The organism is Sporosarcina sp. P34 (assembly GCF_002743375.1).
Taxonomy (GTDB): Bacteria; Bacillota; Bacilli; order Bacillales_A; family Planococcaceae; genus Sporosarcina.
The window spans coordinates 1-20,238 of record NZ_PDZC01000008.1; the positions used below are offsets into that span (position 1 = coordinate 1).

The window sequence follows — 20,238 nt, forward strand, 5'->3', positions numbered from 1 at the left end:
GCGGTGGTATGTATATTTCTATATCCGGTTTCTTGGCCACGCCTAGTTCATTGACATAGTTTTCAAAGTTCGTTGCGTTAAACAAAGTAGATGGTCTAAGGAACGTATTAAATTCACGGTGGTTCAACCACTGCTTGGCCTTTAGATCAATGACACGAATAAAGTCTTCCTGTGTGTAGCCTTCTTTGATTCGACCGTTGATGAATTTACGGGTAGCAGCGGACTTCGCTTTGAAATGTTTTCCGGTTTTGTCATTTAGGTACTGGATCACAGAACGTGCGACGTCGAGATTCTTCTCGACAATGGTTTTTTTCTTTTTATTCTTAAGTTCTTTGGTTATAGGCCGTCCCATAGTGGGATACGCCTTCGTACCAGAGTGGGTTTGCACAGCGTCCAATTGTGAGTTGACAGTCGTCTCATGTTGGGGTGGTGGCGTGTCCACTTTTGGGTCTACCAATATCTCATTTGGCGTATACGAAAATGGCAGTTTTTCATAATCGATTCGGTACCATTTTGTGTTGTCGATTTTCATCTTATTGTGCTTGGAAGTGGAAATCAGATAACCTTTTTGTTCTAAGTCGTACGTAATCCGTTTAATCGTGTTTAACGACCAAAACGGAAATTCTTCCATCCAGTCGTCGTATGTATTAAACACCCATTTATGACCGTCACGGATGTTTTTTGAAATATTTAAACGGTAGTGAAGTTGTTGCAAGAATAGCGCAGCATTCAGTCCTACTTTCATTGCCAATGAAGGTAATAATGGAATTGGATCTTCGTTAATTAATAATTTCATATGGTGGTCCCCCTAGAGTAAAGTGTTGTAGGAGTATATATTTAGTCCTCCTCATACTTCATATAGAGAGTTTTCTAGAAAAGGATACATCGTCTTTCTAAATAGATAATAGGGCGCATATAGTATTTCTGAATGAATGTTGCAAGTTCCGTTATGAAGACACATTAATGAATAAGGTACTTATTAACCAAAACGATAGAGAAACTGTGGAAATCAGTTGCTTTATCATTTTTTATTTCTTGAAAATAAAATGAAACTATATACAATAACCTACGTCTATAGTGAGAAGAAGTGCTTAAAGATAAGAAAAAAGAGATGAAAATTCAGATGTTGTTGAAGTGAGAAAATCTGTGTGAAGAGTTTCAGGGTTGTGGTGATGAAAATAAAGAAGTTAACTTCCCGTAGATATTTCTTACACTAATTTTATAATGAATTATTCATGTAAACAGGGTACTAGCTCACACACAAATTGGAAACAAATCTGAATTGAATTAGAGTTGTGTGAGGAACTGGTACCTTTATAAAAGTATATTTAAATTAAGGTAGGTGCATAAAATGTCGGAAATAATCAAAGCTATTCCAGTGGATAAAATGACTGAAGCAGGTGTAGAAGTAGGTAGAGCATTAGGAGATGCAATAAGAAAAAATCCAAAAGAATCATTAGCTGTAGCTCTGGTTTTAGGTAGCCTTTATGTTCTAAAAGACAAAAAACTTAAATTAAAAGTGAAAGTAAAAGATATTGATATTGATTTTGAAGCAGAATAAACTACTTGAAAACGTAAGGTGAGAACTTAAAATAAGGTACCTGTGTGAGAAACCATCATGAGAGTTTCGTGCGCAGGTATTTTAAATTTCCAGGAATATGTTAGGATAAGGTAAAAATGGAAGGGGAGTTTGAAATGAAAAAGATGAATAGTGCTTTGGGATCGTTTGTTATCCTTGGGCTATTGTTATCGGGTTGCGGAACAGATGACGAAAAAACGAAGCAAGTCGATTCACCAGTGCAAAATGTCGAACCGGCACAAGACAATGAGTCAAAAGTCGAAGTAATGGAACGTGCACCAATGGTCAACGAATTCAATGAAGAAACCGACGACCTTGAAGAAGCATTCTTCTCGGAATATTCAAGCATAAAAAATTTCGTTGAAGACTCCGTAAATAGCATGAAAGAGGGATCTGACTATCGAGAGAAATTTGCGCACGCTGAACAATTTCTTGCTGAATCGACCATTACATATATCGGGTATTTCCACGAAGAAATTGAAGAACTTGGCATGACTGAAGACTTCGAAGAGCTAAAGACGGCTGCAGCAGAAGTAGTAGGGAAGTTCGGGGCGAATGGTGAACATCTTGAAGGGTATGAAACGAAGTATATTGAATTCGAAAATAAAATGAAGGACATCTATTCAAAAATGTAACTAGATGTTCTTTTTAAAATAAGGTATCTGTGTGAGAAATAAACGTGAATGTTTCTTGCGCAGGTACCTTTTACTATTCTCTTCTCCGATTGAGATGAATGATTCAGGGTATACAGTATAGGAAGTACAGGTAATACTATCCGTGAAGAGTAGTAATCAGAAGGAGTGTAGTTGAAATGAAAGCAATCGTAATTGAACAATATGGTGGGTCGGAACAGTTAATAGAGAAAGAACTTCCAAAACCGGAGATTCAAGATCAGCAAGTATTAATTGAAATGCATGCGACTTCTATTAATCCGATTGACTGGAAAGTACGGGAAGGCTATCTGAAAGACGCCATGCCTTTTGAGTTTCCGTTAATTTTAGGTTGGGATGCAGCAGGGATTGTCAGTGAAGTCGGAAGCCAGGTTACGCAGTTCAAAAAGGGGGATGCGGTATTCGCGCGTCCTAGCATGGAGAATGGAACATACAGCGAGTATGTGGCGGTCGATGAGGAATTGGTGGCGTTTAAGCCGGATCATCTCAGCTTTGAAGAGGCAGCTTCCGTTCCGTTGGCAGGCCTAACCGCTTGGCAATGCCTTGTGGACTTTGGGCAAGTGAAAAAAGGAGATAAGGTTCTCATTCATGCGGGGTCTGGCGGCGTGGGCAGCTTTGCCATACAGATTGCCAAAAGCTTCGGAGCCTACGTGTTTTCTACAGCGAGCAGTAAGAATGAAGCATTTTTGAAAGAGCTCGGTGTGGATGAATTCATTGATTATAAAACCACTGATTTTGCAGATGTTGCAAAGGACGTTGACTTAGTAGTGGACACGATGGGCGGAGAAATTTTAGAGAAGAGTTTAGATGTTGTGAAGAAAGGCGGTCGTCTCGTTTCCATTGCAGGTGAGCCAAATGCAGAGAAAGCGAAATCGAATGGCATTACCGCGGAATCTTTATGGCTGAATCCAAATGGTAAGCAACTCGCAGAGCTGGGACAACTGATGGAAAAAGGAGAAGTCCAACCTCATATTGGTCATACATTCCCGTTAACAGAAAAGGGATTGCGTGAAGCCCATGATCTAAGTACAACGCATCATGCAAAAGGTAAAATTGTGATTACGATTCAATAAGTTACCAGCTAGCCTGGACAATAAAAATGGTACCTGTGAAAGTTTCACACACAGGTACTTTTTCTTATGGGAAATCTAGTAAACTTTATTCAATATTTATGAAACTATTCTCCCATCCTTACGTCTATACGCTGATTGCAAGACTAAAGAAAGTGCCTGTGTACGAAACAACGTAAAAGTGTAAACCATCATGAAAGTTGCATGCACGCCTTTCATCCATGCATAAGATATGTGAATCCCACTAGTCTAAATCATGTTATAATTTCCATAACCTTGCAAACAAATTAGAAAATCAGAAAGCGGGCGATTATTCTGTTTACGATTAGAAATTTTGAAGACAACGAGAATGTGAAAGTCAGGGAGGAGCTAGGCCCTTTTAAAGTAGTAGAGTTTCAAAAAGAGCTAAGTATCGATCATGCTACGGCCCAATCGGCATATTATGCATCCGAAATGAATGTAAGAAGAAGACAGCTAGTTTGCGATGTCAGTCAGTCAAATATTACGATTCAGGCGGGGGCTATGCAATGGATGGCCGGAGATGTGAGAGCGACGACTGGACTTAAGGGAGTAGGAGACTTTATTGGAAAAGCGATTCGGGGCAAAGTAACCAAAGAATCGGCCATCAAACCTGAGTACACGGGGACTGGTACACTTGTTTTAGAGCCAACGTACAAGCATATTTTACTCTTGGATGTTGACGAGTGGGATCAGTCACTCATCATTGAAGACGGACTCTTTTTAGCTTGTGATTCAGGATTAAAACACAAGGCCGTGATGCGCTCCAATCTTTCTTCTGCTGCACTCGGTGGGGAAGGTCTTTTCAATCTTGGACTTACCGGACAAGGAACGATAGCACTGGAATCTTCCGTATCGAGAGAGGAACTTATAGAAATCGAGTTAGAAAATGATGAGTTAAAAATCGATGGCAATATGGCGATTGCTTGGTCAGGCGGTTTAGAATTTACTGTCGAGCGCTCTGGAAAAACATTGATGGGTTCGGCGGCTTCAGGCGAAGGGTTCGTAAATGTCTACCGCGGAACAGGAAAAGTATTAATGGCGCCATTTCTTCAATAATTGAGCATTAAAAATAGCCTACCTATGCATCAAACAATTCAGTATAGTTCCCGATTTGTTTGATGCATAGGTAAAAGAAATTCACTCGACTTCATCACTGACGATCCAAAATAGGTAAGTTGACTGTATATATTTTCGTTGGTCTTCCTTGTAGACCGTTAATTTTCTTTGACTCGACAGTTGCAAGTTCTTTTTCGACAAGTTGGTTTAATAAGCGATTTGTGCTTCTTTCGGACATGTTTAATACGTCAGCTGCAGTTTTGCTGGTCAATTCATTTGTTTTCAAACTAGTGATCGCAGTGATGACTTTTTGCAGTTGGGAAATCGTAATATCTACTTGTTGGCTCAGTTGCTCTATCTCCTTCCAACTGTAGATGTTCATTTCGGTATCATCAGCTTCCTTGAATCCAAGCGGCCCCATTGGATGTTGTGTATCGTCGATTACGAACGTACATGAGTCTATGTATGACTTAGCTTCACGATAGGCAAGCTTGGCATGTTGAGCTGCCTGAGTGAATGTCCTTCCGATTCCCCATCCAACATACACTTCAAATGATAACCTTTCTTTTAGAAAACGAATCATCTTACAAGTATGGTAATTGTTTGTTATTTCTTGCAACTCTCCATAAGACGTACTTATTTCAAAAGAGCTATCATGCCTTTGAATGACAAGTTGCAAGTCGTTCTGGGCACTAAATTCCAAAAGTTCCTTGTAAATAGATATTTGAATGAGCTCATTTTCTGAAGTACTAGCGGCATCCGGACTATCAATAAAGCCGGCGACAACTTGGTTTTCTTTTAGATTCGAAAACTTGATATTTGTAATTAACTCTTCTATTTTCTTCTTGATTGTATCCTCGGAAATCCCCATATAATAGACATTAAAACCTTTCGCCTTCATCAAATCCACGAGGTTGGCTGTACGTGTAATCGATAAATCTATCAAGCCTTTTTCCCATAGTTCCACATGACTTTCCAATATCTCTTCATATAATTGGATGTTTTTAAAATCAATTGTTTTTTCAATAGTATGGACCGTTTTGTTATCCGGCAATAAGGATTCGAGTTCACGAAGGCGGTCTTTCCCCCAGACATAATCGATGACTACCCTAGAAAAATCAATGCCTTTAAATTGTTGGGTAACTTTGAACAAATGCTTATAAAAATCTTCTGTTGTTAAGTCTACATATACGACTGGCTTCGCATAATTTTTCAGCTCTTCTTCCAGAAAAAAATACGGCAATGGACCCCCAAAAATAAAGCCGTCAAATAGCCTCTTATTCTGCTGGAAAATCGTATGTATTTCTTGCAGTCTGTTATATGGTAAAAAATAATATTCGCATTGATCAGTAAATGTCTTAAATATTGGTTTCAAATTTTCGATAGTCCCCTTGGCGGCTATAATCCCAATTTTAATCATTAAAAAACTCCTTTTAGTTTTGCTCTGTATATTATATTACCATTAAACTGGGCGGAATTTGTGACTTTTCTAGAAGATAGATAATTGTAGACGCATTTCATTCGAACGGACAGTGGCACTATATGAATCCGAACTTCTCAGAATAAAACAAAGAGAATCGTCTTGATTCCTGTCATAGACACTTACGAAATAGAGCCAATAAAAAGAATTTATAAAAAAAGAATGGACACTAGTTAGAAGGTTTTGTATACTTATTTCAGACAGCGTCCGAAAACATTCTAAAATGTTTGGACGCTAGGAAACTAACTGGAGAAAAGAAGGCGGCAAGTGATTCTGGTAACTTGGCATTAACTTTCCAAAGAAAGTAAGGGCTTACATACGGGTTAGCGAGGGGGGACAACTGTTTCAACATACTAAGTAAATTAATATAAAAGGAGATATGTTATGGATTTATTAATTGCTTTTTCAGCCCTAAGTGGGTTTTTACTAGTTGGAACCGTATTAAGAGCGAGACTAAAGTTTTTACAATCTCTGTTTCTACCAGCATCGGTTATCGGTGGGTTTGTAGGACTTTTGCTTGGTCCTGTTATATTGGGGAATTATGCGATCATTCCGATTCCCGAAAATTGGATAACCATTTACGCTTTGCTCCCGGGAATTTTAATAGTCCCTGTAGTTGCCAGCGTACCTTTTGGAGTAAAGTTTAAATCAAGGCTAGAAAAGAAAAGAGAACAGGCTCAAGTGAATGCAGGTAGTGAGAAGAAAAAGAACAGTAATGCAAGTAGAAATATTCTCATTATGTTTGCGATTTTAGTTATCATTAGCCAAGGCCATAACGTGATCGGAATTGCGTTAAACTATATCTTTGATAAAACAGGTGTGATTTCAGACATTTACCCTACGTTCGGTACAGAGGTAGGTGCCGGTTTTGCTGGAGGCCATGGTACTGCAGGCGTCGTAGGAAGCTTATTGCAATCGATGAACCAGCCTTATTGGAACATTGCTCAAGGAGTTACAGTAACAACTGCGACTGTTGGTTTAATTGGCGGTATTTTAATCGGTATCGTTATGATCAATATCGCAGCAAGAAAAGGATATACAAAATTTTTAAGCGGTCCTGGAAGTTTCCCGCAAGATATGAAGCAAGGTTACCAATCTGACGTAGAAAAACAACAGACATTTGGTAAAGAAACAACGTTAGGTTCTTCTATTGATACCCTCACTTTTCATCTGGCTTTAATTTTAGGTGGAAGCGGTATTGCCTATGGATTGCTTATGTTAGTGAAGAAATTCAATGTCCCTATTATTGCGAGTGTCCCAATTTGGGCATATGCAATTATTGTGATGTATGTAATTTGGTGGATAATGTGCCAGTTGAATTTAAGTTGGATCGTAGATGGCCCCACAACATCAAAGATTTCGAGTCTGTTCACAGACTATGCAGTTGTTGCCGCCATTGTCAGTATGCCTGTAAAAGCTGTTTTAACTTACATCGTGCCGATTACCATCATGATGATTGTAGTGGGAGCGTTTACAATTTTCGCTGCGTATTGGCTATGTAAGAAGTTTTACGGAGACTTCTGGTTTGAGAGAAGCGTAGCGGTTCTTGGAACAAATTTCGGAGTATTTATTACAGGTATCATGCTATTGAAAATGGTAGATCCTGAATTCAAATCACCAGCGCTGACTGATTATTCCGTAGGATATTCGATTAACTCTATTCTTGCCTTTGTTATGTTTCCGCTTACATTTGGAGTCCTCGTAGATCAGGGGGTTGGAGCGGGACTGGCATTAGTGACTGGAGTCGTTTTAGCCGCCATTATCTTATTGTTAGTCGTCAGTAAAGCCAATGTAAAGAGTGTGAAACAATTAAATAAGGAGTCGGAAGCTTTATGAAAATGAATCATGTAAATTCTTTTGTAAAAGATACGATTTTAGGAAAGAGTGAATTGCTTAAAGAAATTAGTGATTTCATTTGGGAACATCCAGAAACGAGATTTGAAGAATATACATCTGCCGATTATTTAATGAGTGCACTGGAAGAGCAAGGCTTTGTCGTTGAGAAAAACATTGCCGGGATCAGCACAGCCTTCGTAGGGTCGTATGGATCGGGGAATCCGGTTATTGGATTTCTCGGAGAGTTTGATGCATTGTCCGGCATGAGTCAAAAAGGTCTCTCTGCTAGACAAGAGCCTGTTGTACAAGGTGGAAACGGGCATGGATGCGGACATAACCTTTTAGGTACCGGTTCTTTTGCAGCAGCGATTGCGGTGAAAGAGTATTTACAGTCCAATAATCTGCCAGGCACAGTTCAATATTTTGGTTGCCCGGGAGAAGAAGGTGGTTCAGGAAAAACGTTCATGGCGCGTGAAGGCGCATTTGACCATTTGGACCTTGCGTTAACATGGCATCCTTCCTCTAACAACGGTGTCATGGGTATGAGTTCTTTAGCCAACTACCAAGTGTATTTCCGTTTTAAAGGAATCAGTTCACACGCGGCAGCATCTCCACACCTCGGAAGAAGTGCATTAGATGCGGTGGAATTAATGAACGTTGGGGTGAACTACTTAAGAGAGCATGTAAAACCGGATGCGAGGTTCCATTATGCTGTAACGAATACAGGAGGTACTTCTCCAAACGTTGTTCAGGCAGATGCAGAAGTCTTGTACCTGATTCGTTCGCCGCAACTAGAAGACGTAGAATCAATTTATAAACGGATTTGTAAAATTGCCGAGGGCGCTGCATTAATGACCGAAACTTCCGTGTCTGTAGAAATAGACAAAGCGTGTTCAAACTACATGCCGAATAGAAGTTTAGAAAAAATCATGTATAGCAAACTGAAAGATCTGGAAGAAGATATTTCCTACTCAGATGATGACGTAGCGTACGCAAAAGATATTTGGAATACGTTAAATGAAGCTGAAAAAGAGGGCGCGATTAGTACGATGGAAATGTTCGGTATGGGAGCGGAAAAAGACAAAGCCAAAATGAAAGATCGTTATATTTCTGACTTTGTCAGTGAGTACACTCCAACGGATATGGCTATGTCGGGCTCGACGGATGTAGGAGATGTGAGTTGGGTAGTACCGACTGCACAATGTTCAACAGCTGCATACGCCAAGGGAACACCTTTCCATTCATGGCAAATGGTGACGCAGGGCATTTCATCAGTTGCACATCAAAGCATGTTACGTGCAGGAATAACGATGGCCCTGACCGCAATCGAAGTGATAGAGGATCCGGAGAAGCTTGACGAAATTAAGAAAGAGCATATTGAAAAGTTCAAAGATCATCCATATAAGTCTCCAATTCCAAATGATGTACAGCCTTCTGCATTAAAGTGAAGTCTTGAAAATACACTTCATGGGTAAGACTCCTTTTGATAGTGTAGGGAACCGATTTAATCGTCGTCCCTATCTACAATAGGAGTTTTTTGTGTCTTCGCAAAGATAAAACACTATACTATTCAAAATTTCACCCTTTTTTATTGGTGTGCAACGCTAATGAACGGTAACTGTGTAAGAAACAACCGTGAATGTGTAAACCATCATGAAAGTTTCCCGCGCAGGCACTTTTCATTTTATTCGCAAACTCCTACCAAAATACACCAAAAGACAAAACCCGCAACCTTCAAACACCCCCATCGTCTATACTATGCTGTATACTACCAGTAAAAATCCTCAGCAATAAAGCAGGTGAAACCCATATGAAAAGATCCGAATATAAAGAACAACAACGTAAAAAAACACCCAAAAAGAAAATCAGCCTGAAGAATAGGATTATCCGTTTCGTATGCATCAGTGGACTGCTTGTCGTTCTTTGCGCACTACTCATACTGAATGTCTTCATCACATTCAGCGATGTAAGTAAACTCGAAGAGCCCGCACCAAGATCGACCGTTATTTACGACCCGAACGGAGAAGTCATTAGTAAGGTTTCGAATTCGAATATTGAAGGTGTATTGATCGACCAGATTCCGAATACGTTGATTGAAGCAGTCATCTCCGTGGAAGATCAACGATTTTACAAACATCACGGCATTAATTATTTTACGATGGGACGCGCCTTACTCGAGAATGCATTCAAAGGTAAAATCGTGGCGGGCGGCAGTACGATTACGCAGCAACTTGCGAAAAATGTCTTTTTGACGCAGGAGCGTACGTACTCACGTAAATTCAAAGAACTGATCCTCGCAAAGAAGATTGAACGGGTGTATTCGAAAGAGGAGATCATGGAACGTTACCTTAACCAAATTTATTTTGGCGACGGGGCGTGGGGAGTTCAACGTGCGGCGCAGACTTATTTCGGTAAGGATGTCAGTGAATTGACGCTAAGCGAATCTGCGACAGTAGCAGGCATCATTAAAGCGCCGTCGCATTTATCGCCTACGAAAAATATGGAAAAGTCGGTGAATCGGCGCAATCTGGTGTTATCGTTGATGCTTCGTGAACAGTATATTAGTCAGGAAGAATACGATGAAGCAATTGGACAGAAACTAGCACTGGCTGATTCGACAGTGCCAGATTATAAAGCGAAATACCTGTATTATATCGACCGTGTTGTGGACGAGGCGGTTAATACGTATAATTTGACGAGAAATGAAGTGCTGTCCGGCGGTTTGCATATTACGACAGAAATCAATCCGATAGTCCAGAATGCGCTGGAAGAAGTGTATGCGGATGATAGTAATTTTCCAAAGAGCACGCCAGGTCAGCTGTTGCAGAGTGCCTCTGTTTTCCTGGACCCTAAAACGGGCGGGATCCTAGCCTTAGTCGGTGGGAGAGGAGAATATACGCATGGAAGCTTCAATAATGCGACAGACCTCATCCGGCAGCCTGGATCTGCGTTCAAGCCGCTTGCCGTCTATACTCCGGCACTTGAGAACGGGTACCGTATGTCGGATTTGCTTGTGGATGAACCGATCGATATGGATGGCTACTCTCCGAAAAATTTTGATCAGAACTATAGAGGGAAAGTGACGATGTACGATGCACTCGCACAATCATATAATATCCCTGCCGTCTGGCTGTTGGATCAGATTGGCATCAAAAACGGCGTGGATGCGGCGAAACGGTTTGGAATTTCATTAGAAAAAAAGGACCGGACGCTTGGATTGGCGCTTGGCGGGCTGAACAAAGGAACTTCTCCTTTACGGATGGCACAAGCGTTTTCTACGTTTGCGAATGATGGAGTAATGGAGGAAGCCCATGCGATTACAGAAATAAAAGATTCGGAAGGAAAAGTGCTAGGGAAGTGGCGAGGGAAGTCTGTACAGGTGACAGATGCGGAAGTCGCCCAGCAAATGACCTATATGCTGCAAGGGGCTGTTACGGAAGGCACTGCGAAAAAAGCACAAATTTCCGGTATAGATGTGGCGGGGAAGACGGGCACTACACAGCTCCCGTTTGAAGGAGTGGACGGTTCAAAAGATCATTGGTTCGTTGGCTATACACCGGATATTGCCGGTGCGGTCTGGCTCGGATATGATCAAACAGATGCCGACCATTATTTAACCTCCACTAGTAGCGTTACCGCGCCGCCCATTTTTGCGCAGGTTGTTTCAAAGTCATCCAGCGAATTGACAGTGAAGAAATTTGATTTGTCATTAATTGAAGATGAAATAAAAGAGCTGAATAAGCAGAAGGACATGACAAAGGAAGAAAGAGAAAAGGAAGAGAAGAAAAAAGAGAAGGACAAGAATCGAAAAGAGTTTTGGAAGAAGATTGAAAAGTGGGGACTGGATTGGTTTGGGGCTGAGTAGGTACCAGGTCCCCACACAATTTGGAAACAATTCTGAATTGAACTAGAGTTGTGTGGGGACCTGGTACCATTATAACCCGTCACTTACGAACAATAATCTCATTCGAAAACTGAAGAGTAATGTCAATAAAGTCTTGAATAGGAGGAGGTAGATAGCGTTCAGGCTGGTAGACTAAATACACTGTTCTTTTGGAAGCGAAGTCTTTTATGAAGACTTCGTTTCTCCTTTTCGAAGGATTTAGGGCGAGAAAACTTTCAGGAACAACCGATATTCCCAGTCCATTTTCGACAAGGCTACAGGCAGTTTCTAAGCTTTCTGTTTCGAATTCTACTGACGGTGAAAAGCCTACATGCTCGCATGCTTTAATAAAGGTTTCTCTAATTTTAAAACCTTCCAGACTATGAATAAATGTTTCGTTTTTCAAATCAATGATTTCAATACTCGTCAGGTTTTTAAATCGATGTTCAGGAGGTGTTAGTAAGACGTAATTTTCTTGAAAGATCGGTATATATTTGAAGTTGTTGTGATCATTGGCTATAGATGTGATACCTAAATGAATGTCAAAGCTCTCTAATTTTTTCACAATATCATTCGGTCCTAATTCCCGTACTTTCATCGAGACAGCAGGATTTTTGCTCTTGAAAATTCCGATCATATGGGAAATGAAATACCGATATGATTCAATCATTCCTAGATTGATTTTTCCTTTACCTACATTTCTTGCGTCCTCCATCTCTTTGTAAATCTTATCAAATGACTCCAATACATTCCCCGCGTGTTTATACAAGATCTCTCCTGGTTCGGTCAACTTCAAACTTTTCGTGCTTCTCTCAAACAATGTACATCCCAGTTCGTTTTCTAATGATTTGATGGTATTGCTCAAAGCCGGCTGTGAAATATGTAACTGTATCGCGGCTCTTGTAAATTGTCCGCATGTTGCAATGGTATGAAAATGCTTTAAAGAACGAATGTCCATTTTAACACCTCTTCTTTATAACTTTAAGTTATCAATTCATAATATTTCGATATTAGACATTATATATCTAGTGATATACAATTTCAACTAGATGGAGTGTTTAGAAAGTTCTAATTCATTTAATTTCATTTTTTATGGAATTATCTTAAGCTCCTGACCAAAAGCGATGTTTAGCGTCAAATTGAAAGGAGGAACTGCTATGTCATCGAGTAGAAGTGAGAATGGAATGCTAATCCTGGATGTCGATATGATTACGTTTACTGCTATCGGGGCAGTGTTACTAATCTTGGGAACATGGATTGTAAGGAGATATGAAATTCTTTGGAAGTATTCCATTCCAGGGCCTGTAATTGGCGGTTTTGGTTTTTCACTATTAATGTGGGTAGCTTATGAATTAGGGCTTTTCGAGTTTCAATACGACAATACACTCTACGATTTATTCATGTATGTTTTCTTTGTAACCATTGGTTTGTCTACCGGCGTGTCGATTTTGAAAAAGGGCGGCAAATTGCTTTTAATTTACATGTTGGTTTGTTGGTTCCTGGCTATTTTGCAAAACGGTATTAGTGTCGGTGCAGCATGGTTGACAGGCATTAATCCACTCTCTGCCTTAATGGCAGGACAGGCTTCTATGCAGGGTGGTCATGGTATGGCAGCCTCACTTGCACCATTAATTGAGTCATTCGGTGAATCCAATGCATTAACGATTGAAATGGCTGCTTCAACGTATGGGCTAATAGCAGGCTCGCTAATTGGAGGTCCTGTCGGCAATTGGCTGATCGCGAGAAAGAATTTGAAAATCCAAACTGACACGGATGATTTGAATGCGCTTGCAAGCGAGATGGAAGAGAAGAAGACGGCGATTACTTGGCAAAATATCCTCATAGAAGGCTCTTTAATCTTTGTAATATTGGCCATTGGTTTGCCTACAGCGCAGTGGATTACAAATGTAACTGGCTTCTCTATCCCAGGCCATATATTCAGTCTGTTCCTAGGAATTATTTTCCGCTCAATTAATGAGCGAACGTCATGGGTGCCTATGACAGACTCGGCAATGGACATAATTTCAAATGTTTCATTGAATATGTTTTTAGTTATGGCCATGATGAAACTGAAATTATGGGAATTGTACGATCTGGCTCTCCCTTTAGCAGTAATACTTGTTTTGCAGACACTAGCGACAATGGCAGTTGCTGTATTCATCCTCTATAGATTACTTGGGAAGAACTATGACGCAGCTGTGATGTCAGCAGGATTTATTGGACATGGATTAGGGGCCACACCAAATGGATTGGTTGTCATGAATGCGATATGTACGAAATATGGCATCTTTTCAAGAAAAGCGTTTATCATTATCCCGGTTGCGGGGACAGTTTTGACGGACATCGTCGGAGTACCTATATTTGTATTTCTTGCAAATCTTTTAGGAAATTAAACTAGTAATGGGGGAATTATTAATGGAAAAAATTAATATGCCAATCACAGGAATTTGTTCTTTTGCTAAGTATCCAATCTGCACGGACTGGGAAGAAATTGATGCAGACATCGCAGTTTTAGGGGTTCCGTATGATACGGGCGTTGGCTTTTTAAGCGGCTGTCGATTTGGACCTAGAAGAATTCGAGAAGTGTCCACGCATTACGCACGTGGGAGTGCAGGGTTTTACGATCCTGAGCGGGATGAAGTATTTTTAGGCGGAGATGTAAAAATCGTGGATGCAGGAGATGCGGATGTCGTCCATGGAGATATAGAGCAAGCATTTACTGCCATTGAATATGCAGTAGCAAAAATTCGAGAAAAAGGTGCCATTCCTGCAATTATGGGAGGAGACCACTCGATTTCCATTCCAGTTGCACGCGCATTAAAAGATGAAGGCGATATTACCGTCATTCAATTAGATGCACATTTAGACTGGTCAGATGCACCAGGCGGTCAAACGTTAGGAAACGGTAGCCCTATGCGTAGAATGTCTGAAATGGACCATATTAAAGATATGGTACAAATCGGTTTACGTGGATTAGGAAGTAGTCGAAAAGAAGATTTCGACGCGGCAAAAGCTTACGGAAGCGAGCTAATCTCAGCACGCGATTCCGCCAAGTTGGGTGTAGAAGGTATACTAAATAAAATTCCAAAGGCCGATAAGTACTATGTGACGATCGATATTGACTGCTTCGATATATCATTGGCTACGGGTACAGGATCTCCTTCACCTGGAGGCTTCTCATTCGATTTCCTAAATGACATTTTAATTGGCATTGCGGAAAAAGGAAACGTCGTTTGTTTCGACCTAGTGGAAGTTGCTCCTCAATACGATCCGACTGGTGCCACGACTCGAGTAGCAGCTATGACGATGCTGAACTTTATGGGTCATATTCTTAAAAACAAAGAAAAACATACTAACTGATAGAAACTATTATGGCCATGCGCGAATGTATTTTATTCGCTGCATGGCTTTTTTTAGGGGGACGGGGGGAAGGTGCCAGGTCCCCACACAATTCGGAAACAATTCTGAATTGAAGGAGAGTTGTGTACGGACCTGGTACCCGTTATAATGTTTGGTAACGCCAAACCACTGTTTACACTTACTATCCATACATATCACAATTGAACTTTGATTTCGGTTGAACGATTTTATTGAATGAAAAAACCAAAACAAATGAATGGCTCGAAAAGAAGATTGGAAATCCGATCTTCTTTTTAGCGTGAAAAATGATAATCGCTTGGAAATGAATGATGAAGGGACTAATTATTATAAAAAAGACATTTGCTTACGAAAACAAATTACCCTCTTTACCCATACCGCCATTAACGAGTACACGAGAGAAACTTCTTGAATGGGTTGAACCTCTTGTAAACGATGAACAACTTAAAGAAACTACGAAGGTGGTTAACCATTTCTTCAAAGTGGGTGGAGATGCGGAAAAACTTCAAAAAAAATTGTACGAATTGGATGCCAAAATTGAAGGTAGTTGGCTAAAGCCTTTATGGGATGATATGTATTTAACATACCGCGATCCTTTGCCAAAGGGCATGCATTTCAATATTTTATTGGATAATAAAAAGCATGAAAATCGTTATACGCGTGCAGAACTTGCCGGAAGGGTAAGCCGTTTAATCACGGAATTATATCATTTAATAATTGATGGCGAAGTAGCACCCGTCATACAAAATGGTGTGCCCCTAGATATGAGTCAATATAAGAAGTTTTTTAAGTCTATTCGCATTCCGAGAGTAGAAAGAGATGAATTTAGACTAGCGGCATTCGAAAAAAGAAATAACCATGTCATAATTTTATATAAAAGAAATGTGTATAAAGTGAATGTAACCAATAGTGAAGGTGAAATTTATCAAAGCAGTGAAATCGCAACTGCTATTGAAAGAGCCTTTCAAGAAGAGCAAAGTGAAGGCGCCAACGTAGGAATTTTTACGACTGCGAAAAGAGACGAAGCTGCGAAGCTATATGATCAACTCACCGTCTCTAAAGTGAATGCGGATCATCTACAAACGATAGCGGATTCGCTCATTGTCATTTCTATGGATGAAGAAAGTAGTAATTCCGAAGAAGCAATTGAGAACTTAATGTTAAATGGAACGAATAAATACTTTGATAAAACCATCCAAGTCATTCTCACGAATAAAGGTGAATTGGGTTATAGCATCGAGCATTCTTCGGTTGATGGCACGACGATATTTGCTGTCATTAGCTATGTAAATGAAGGTCTGGAAAGTGAAGAGCCTGAAACTATCTACACGACTGAACCCACTCGAATGGAAAAACAACAATGGGAATTATCTGCGGAGATTGAGAAGTCGTTAAAGAGATTCGAAACAGATCATGCGAAAGTCAAAAAAGAGTTTTTTATTAAAAATAGAACGTTCAACAGCTTTGGTTCAGATGAAATCAAAAAAATGAATCTGAGTCCGGACGCTTTTTTTCATATGGCCTTACAAATTGCACAGTACAGAACATTTGGCGTATGTAGAAGCGTCTATGAACCCGTTTCAGTCCGTGCATTTTATCAGGGAAGAACAGAATGTGCGAGAGCGACCAGTATGGAGAAGCTGAACTTGGTGAAAGCGATAGAAAACGGTGAAGAGAGCAATGAAGCGTTGTATATGTTGATGCAACAGGCGAGCTTGGCTCATACAAATCGAATCATTATGTGTCGTGAAGGACTCGGCGTTGAAAGGCATATGTATGGACTCGAGCAAATGTATAAGTTGCACGGGGGAGACATCGGCATGACGGATCCACCTGCGCTCTTTAGCGACGCTGGCTATTTGGCAATGCGCCATGATTTTATTTCGACAAGTGGTATGGCGTATGACAATGTAAAGTATCGGATATTTGGCCCAGTCGTTGAAGGCGGTTTTGGACTCGCTTATATTTTATTAGATCAAACGATTTCTATTAATATCTCCTCCCATGCCGATGAAGCAGAGCATGCGCAGAAGTTAACCAATCATTTGGTAGATGCATTTTTAGAATTAAGGCAGATTGCGAATCGATTTCTTAAATAATTAAGGCTATTTGTTAACAGATGGTAGAGCCCAATCTAGAAGGATTAACGAACGAATAGGACGTTCAATCATGACAGTATACTGACGGGAATCGAAATACTCGCTCGGACAGTGAGCCACACATTTGAGCAACTAGAACAAAGGACGTGAGTTTATGAAAAACGATTTATCGATTCGCAAATTAGAATCGAACGAAGACATGCGACTGGTTCAAGGACTTGAAAAACAAATTTGGGGAGAAAATCCGGTTCCAACACACCAAACCTATACGGCGTCGAAAAATGGCGGGTTAGTGATAGGTGCTTTCGATCAACAGGAGTTGATCGGATTTTCATATAGTTTTCCGGGATTTGCAAATGGAAAAACATATTTATGCTCGCATATGCTTGGCGTCCATCCGGATTATCAATTATCAGGAATTGGTAAGATGCTAAAAGATGAGCAGCGTAAACTCGCCAAAGAAATCGGCTATGACTTATTGACGTGGACATTTGATCCGTTGGAAAGTCGTAATGCCTATTTGAACTTGACGAAGTTGTACGGTATCAGCACTACATATCTGGAAAATTGCTATGGCGAAATGGAAGATGGCTTGAATAAAGGATTACCATCAGACCGGCTTCAAGTCGAGTGGTGGATTTCTAGTGAACGGGTGGAAGACGGGTGGACACCCATACTATCCAACTACGACCGACCGTTTGCCGTCAGACAATCTGAAAGAGGCAATCCGATGATGGAAGTACATCTAGAGGAAATCTCTTCAAGTAGCGAGGGCATTGAAGTACCGATACCGAACAACATTCAATTCATTAAAAAGGATGAGCCTGAACTTGCACTGGATTGGCGAATGAAGATCCGAGCTGTCTTTCAATCACTATTTAGCGCAGGTTATGCGTTAGTAGGATTGAAGAAATCGGACACGGACGTTCATTATTATCAATTCATAAAAAGAACGATGATTCCACTACGTATAAAATAGGAGGAGAATTCGAATGATTATACAAGAGATTACTATCCGGAAAATGAAAATGATGATGAAAAACCCCTTCACTACAAGCTTTGGTACGTTACAAGAGAAGGATTTTCTATTGCTTGAAGTCATAGATGAGCACGGAAACACGGGATGGGGGGAGTCCGTCGCATTCCACTCACCTTGGTACAGTGAAGAAACGATCGAAACCAATCTACATATGTTGGAGGACTTTTTAATCCCTTTAGTGATTGGGAAGGAAATTCATCACCCAGATGAAGTGAGTTCACTTTTCAACGCAATCCGTAAAAATAATATGGCGAAATCCACTGTCGAAGGAGCGATTTGGGATCTTTATGCAAAGCGTAACCACATGTCATTAGCACAGGCATTGGGTGGAGAAGCGGAGAAAATAGAGGTCGGAATTAGTATTGGGATTCAAAAAGATACAGCCAAATTAGTAGAGACAGTCCGCGGTTTTGTAGAGGAAGGCTATAAACGTATCAAAGTAAAGATCAAACCAGGATATGACGTGGACGTGATACGTGAACTTCGCAAAAACTTCCCTGACGTACCGCTAATGGCAGATGCCAACTCGGCTTATACACTAGAAGATGTGGAACTGCTTAAACAGTTGGATGAATTTGATTTAACGATGATTGAGCAACCGCTTGCTTCGGACGATATCATTGACCATGCCACGTTGCAAAAAGAAATACAAACACCGATTTGTTTGGATGAGAGTATCCACTCTCTTGAAGATACACGAAAAGCGTTGGAGCTTGGGAGCTGTAAAATCATCAATATTAAAATTGGTCGTGTCGGGGGATTGACTGAAGCGAAGAAAATCCATGATTACTGCATGGAACGCGGTATTCCCGTTTGGTGTGGAGGCATGCTGGAGTCAGGAATTGGACGCGCACATAACGTAGCGCTTACGACACTGCCTAATTTCATTCTGCCAGGTGACACAGCAGGATCATCCCGCTATTGGGAGGAAGATATTATCACGCCAGAAGTCGTTGTGGAAAATGGGTATATAAAAGTACCCACTTCATATGGTATTGGATATGAACCGGATCTTGCAGCGATGAATAAATACACGGTGAAAGAAATGAATTATAGAGCATAGTTGAGCGTACCAGGTCCCCACACAATTTAGAAACAATTCTGAATTGATCTGGAGTTGTGTGAGGACCTGGTACCTTTTTCGATCTATAGCCATACAGCGAATATATTTTATTCGCTGTATGGCTTTTTGAACGGGTACGAATGGGCAAATCGGCTATTTTTAAAAAGTTTGAAACTTTATAGAGAAATAGACGTCTGTACGGTGAAATATAGTGCAGGTGCCAGATTAGCGTAAATCGTAATAGGATTCATGATTGATCTAAAGTAGTTTTTGGAAATGGTGCCGATTGTATATTACTATTACACAACGTAAAGGGGAGACAAGAAATGGAGAAACAGCAGAAAAGGAAAAAGCCATTTTATAAAAAGTGGTGGGTTTGGTTGCTTGCGATTATTATTATAGCGGCAGTCAATAGTAATGATGAGGATACAGATAGTGCTAGCAAAGAAGAAAGTAAACCAGCTGTTACTGCATCGGCGGAGGATAAGACGGAAAAGGTAGAAGTGGAGACCGAAAAAGTAGAACCTGAAGAGAAGGAAAAACCAGTAGAAGACAATGTACCTAAAGAATACAAAACCGCTTTGAATAAAGCTGAAACATATGCAAAAACAATGAGCATGTCTAAAAAGGCTATTTCCGAACAATTGACGTCAGAGTATGGTGAAAAATATTCTGCAGAAGCTGCTGAGTATGCTATGAATAATCTTGAATTTGATTGGAAAGCAAATGCATTGAAAAAGGCCGAAACGTATTCTGATACTATGCATATGTCAAAGCAAGGAATCCTGGAACAACTTGTCTCTGAAAATGGGGAGAAGTTTACAGAGGATGAAGCACAGTATGCAATCGATAATTTACAAGCTGATTTTAATAAAAATGCATTGGAAAAGGCCAAAACGTATCAGGATACTATGAGTATGTCACCGGAGGCGGTCGGAGACCAGCTGACTTCTACGTACGGTGAGAAATTCACGCAAGCAGAAGCTGATTATGCAATTGCTAATTTAGGAAAGTAATGCTGGCTGGGTAGGTGCCAGGTCCCAACACAATTTAGAAACAGTTC

The 20,238-nt window shown here is 40.4% G+C and carries 16 protein-coding genes; 13 read left to right on the forward strand and 3 right to left on the reverse strand.

Annotation, left to right across the window (positions count from 1 at the left end; translation table 11 throughout):
* The coding region (locus tag CSV63_RS11865; protein ID WP_099696000.1) for a conserved phage C-terminal domain-containing protein at window positions 1–796 on the reverse strand (796 nt) is incomplete at its 3' end.
* Between the two features lie 555 nt (window positions 797–1,351).
* On the opposite strand from CSV63_RS11865, the gene CSV63_RS11870 reads away from it, so the two are divergent.
* From CSV63_RS11870 to CSV63_RS11885, 4 genes are all read left to right on the forward strand, one after another.
* Window positions 1,352–1,561 carry a hypothetical protein gene (locus CSV63_RS11870; RefSeq protein WP_099696001.1) on the forward strand — a complete coding sequence of 70 codons (210 nt, stop codon included), beginning with the start codon at window positions 1,352–1,354 and terminating at the stop codon, window positions 1,559–1,561.
* A gap of 134 nt (window positions 1,562–1,695) precedes the next feature.
* Window positions 1,696–2,214: a hypothetical protein gene (locus CSV63_RS11875; RefSeq protein WP_143565400.1), complete on the forward strand. Its 519-nt coding sequence runs from the start codon at window positions 1,696–1,698 to the stop codon at window positions 2,212–2,214.
* 176 nt (window positions 2,215–2,390) lie between these two features.
* Entirely contained in the window at window positions 2,391–3,323 is a 933-nt protein-coding gene (locus CSV63_RS11880; RefSeq protein WP_099696003.1) for an NADP-dependent oxidoreductase, read from the forward strand.
* 348 nt (window positions 3,324–3,671) lie between these two features.
* Window positions 3,672–4,397 carry an AIM24 family protein gene (locus CSV63_RS11885; RefSeq protein ID WP_233192070.1) on the forward strand — a complete coding sequence of 242 codons (726 nt, stop codon included), beginning with the start codon at window positions 3,672–3,674 and terminating at the stop codon, window positions 4,395–4,397.
* A gap of 94 nt (window positions 4,398–4,491) precedes the next feature.
* On the opposite strand, the gene CSV63_RS11890 is transcribed toward CSV63_RS11885, so the two are convergent.
* Window positions 4,492–5,817: a hypothetical protein gene (locus tag CSV63_RS11890; protein ID WP_099696005.1), complete on the reverse strand. Its 1,326-nt coding sequence runs from the start codon at window positions 5,815–5,817 to the stop codon at window positions 4,492–4,494.
* Between the two features lie 444 nt (window positions 5,818–6,261).
* On the opposite strand from CSV63_RS11890, the gene CSV63_RS11895 reads away from it, so the two are divergent.
* The 3 genes from CSV63_RS11895 (at window position 6,262) to CSV63_RS11905 (ending at window position 11,578) form a co-directional block, all read left to right on the forward strand.
* Window positions 6,262–7,713 carry a sodium/glutamate symporter gene (locus tag CSV63_RS11895; protein WP_029055080.1) on the forward strand — a complete coding sequence of 484 codons (1,452 nt, stop codon included), beginning with the start codon at window positions 6,262–6,264 and terminating at the stop codon, window positions 7,711–7,713.
* Complete coding sequence (locus CSV63_RS11900) at window positions 7,710–9,161, forward strand: M20 family metallopeptidase (RefSeq protein WP_099696006.1); 1,452 nt, start codon at window positions 7,710–7,712, stop codon at window positions 9,159–9,161. The genes CSV63_RS11895 and CSV63_RS11900 overlap by 4 nt, the downstream gene beginning before the upstream one ends.
* 362 nt (window positions 9,162–9,523) lie before the next feature.
* A complete protein-coding gene (locus CSV63_RS11905; RefSeq protein ID WP_099696007.1) occupies window positions 9,524–11,578 on the forward strand; it encodes a transglycosylase domain-containing protein in 2,055 nt (684 codons plus the stop codon).
* Between the two features lie 79 nt (window positions 11,579–11,657).
* Here CSV63_RS11905 and CSV63_RS11910 read toward each other — a convergent pair whose 3' ends face one another.
* Window positions 11,658–12,554 (reverse strand): LysR family transcriptional regulator, encoded by an 897-nt coding sequence (locus tag CSV63_RS11910; RefSeq protein WP_099696008.1) that lies wholly within the window; start codon window positions 12,552–12,554, stop codon window positions 11,658–11,660.
* A 199-nt stretch (window positions 12,555–12,753) separates the two neighbouring features.
* On the opposite strand from CSV63_RS11910, the gene gltS reads away from it, so the two are divergent.
* From gltS to CSV63_RS11940, 6 genes are all read left to right on the forward strand, one after another.
* On the forward strand, window positions 12,754–13,989 hold the full coding sequence (gltS, locus tag CSV63_RS11915) for a sodium/glutamate symporter (RefSeq protein WP_099696009.1): 1,236 nt from the start codon (window positions 12,754–12,756) through the stop codon (window positions 13,987–13,989).
* Between the two features lie 22 nt (window positions 13,990–14,011).
* Window positions 14,012–14,956, forward strand: a complete 945-nt coding sequence (gene speB / locus CSV63_RS11920; RefSeq protein ID WP_099696010.1) for an agmatinase — start codon at window positions 14,012–14,014, stop codon at window positions 14,954–14,956.
* Window positions 14,957–15,285: 329 nt separating this feature from the next.
* Entirely contained in the window at window positions 15,286–17,073 is a 1,788-nt protein-coding gene (locus CSV63_RS11925) for a choline/carnitine O-acyltransferase (RefSeq protein WP_158233964.1), read from the forward strand.
* Between the two features lie 154 nt (window positions 17,074–17,227).
* Window positions 17,228–18,052, forward strand: a complete 825-nt coding sequence (locus CSV63_RS11930) for a GNAT family N-acetyltransferase (RefSeq protein WP_099696012.1) — start codon at window positions 17,228–17,230, stop codon at window positions 18,050–18,052.
* Window positions 18,053–18,065: 13 nt separating this feature from the next.
* The gene (gene menC, locus CSV63_RS11935) at window positions 18,066–19,175 is read left to right on the forward strand and encodes an o-succinylbenzoate synthase (RefSeq protein WP_099696013.1); all 1,110 of its coding nucleotides are present in this window, start codon (window positions 18,066–18,068) and stop codon (window positions 19,173–19,175) included.
* A 326-nt stretch (window positions 19,176–19,501) separates the two neighbouring features.
* A complete protein-coding gene (locus CSV63_RS11940) occupies window positions 19,502–20,191 on the forward strand; it encodes an Ltp family lipoprotein (protein ID WP_099696014.1) in 690 nt (229 codons plus the stop codon).
* The last annotated feature ends 47 nt before the right edge of the window (window positions 20,192–20,238 follow it).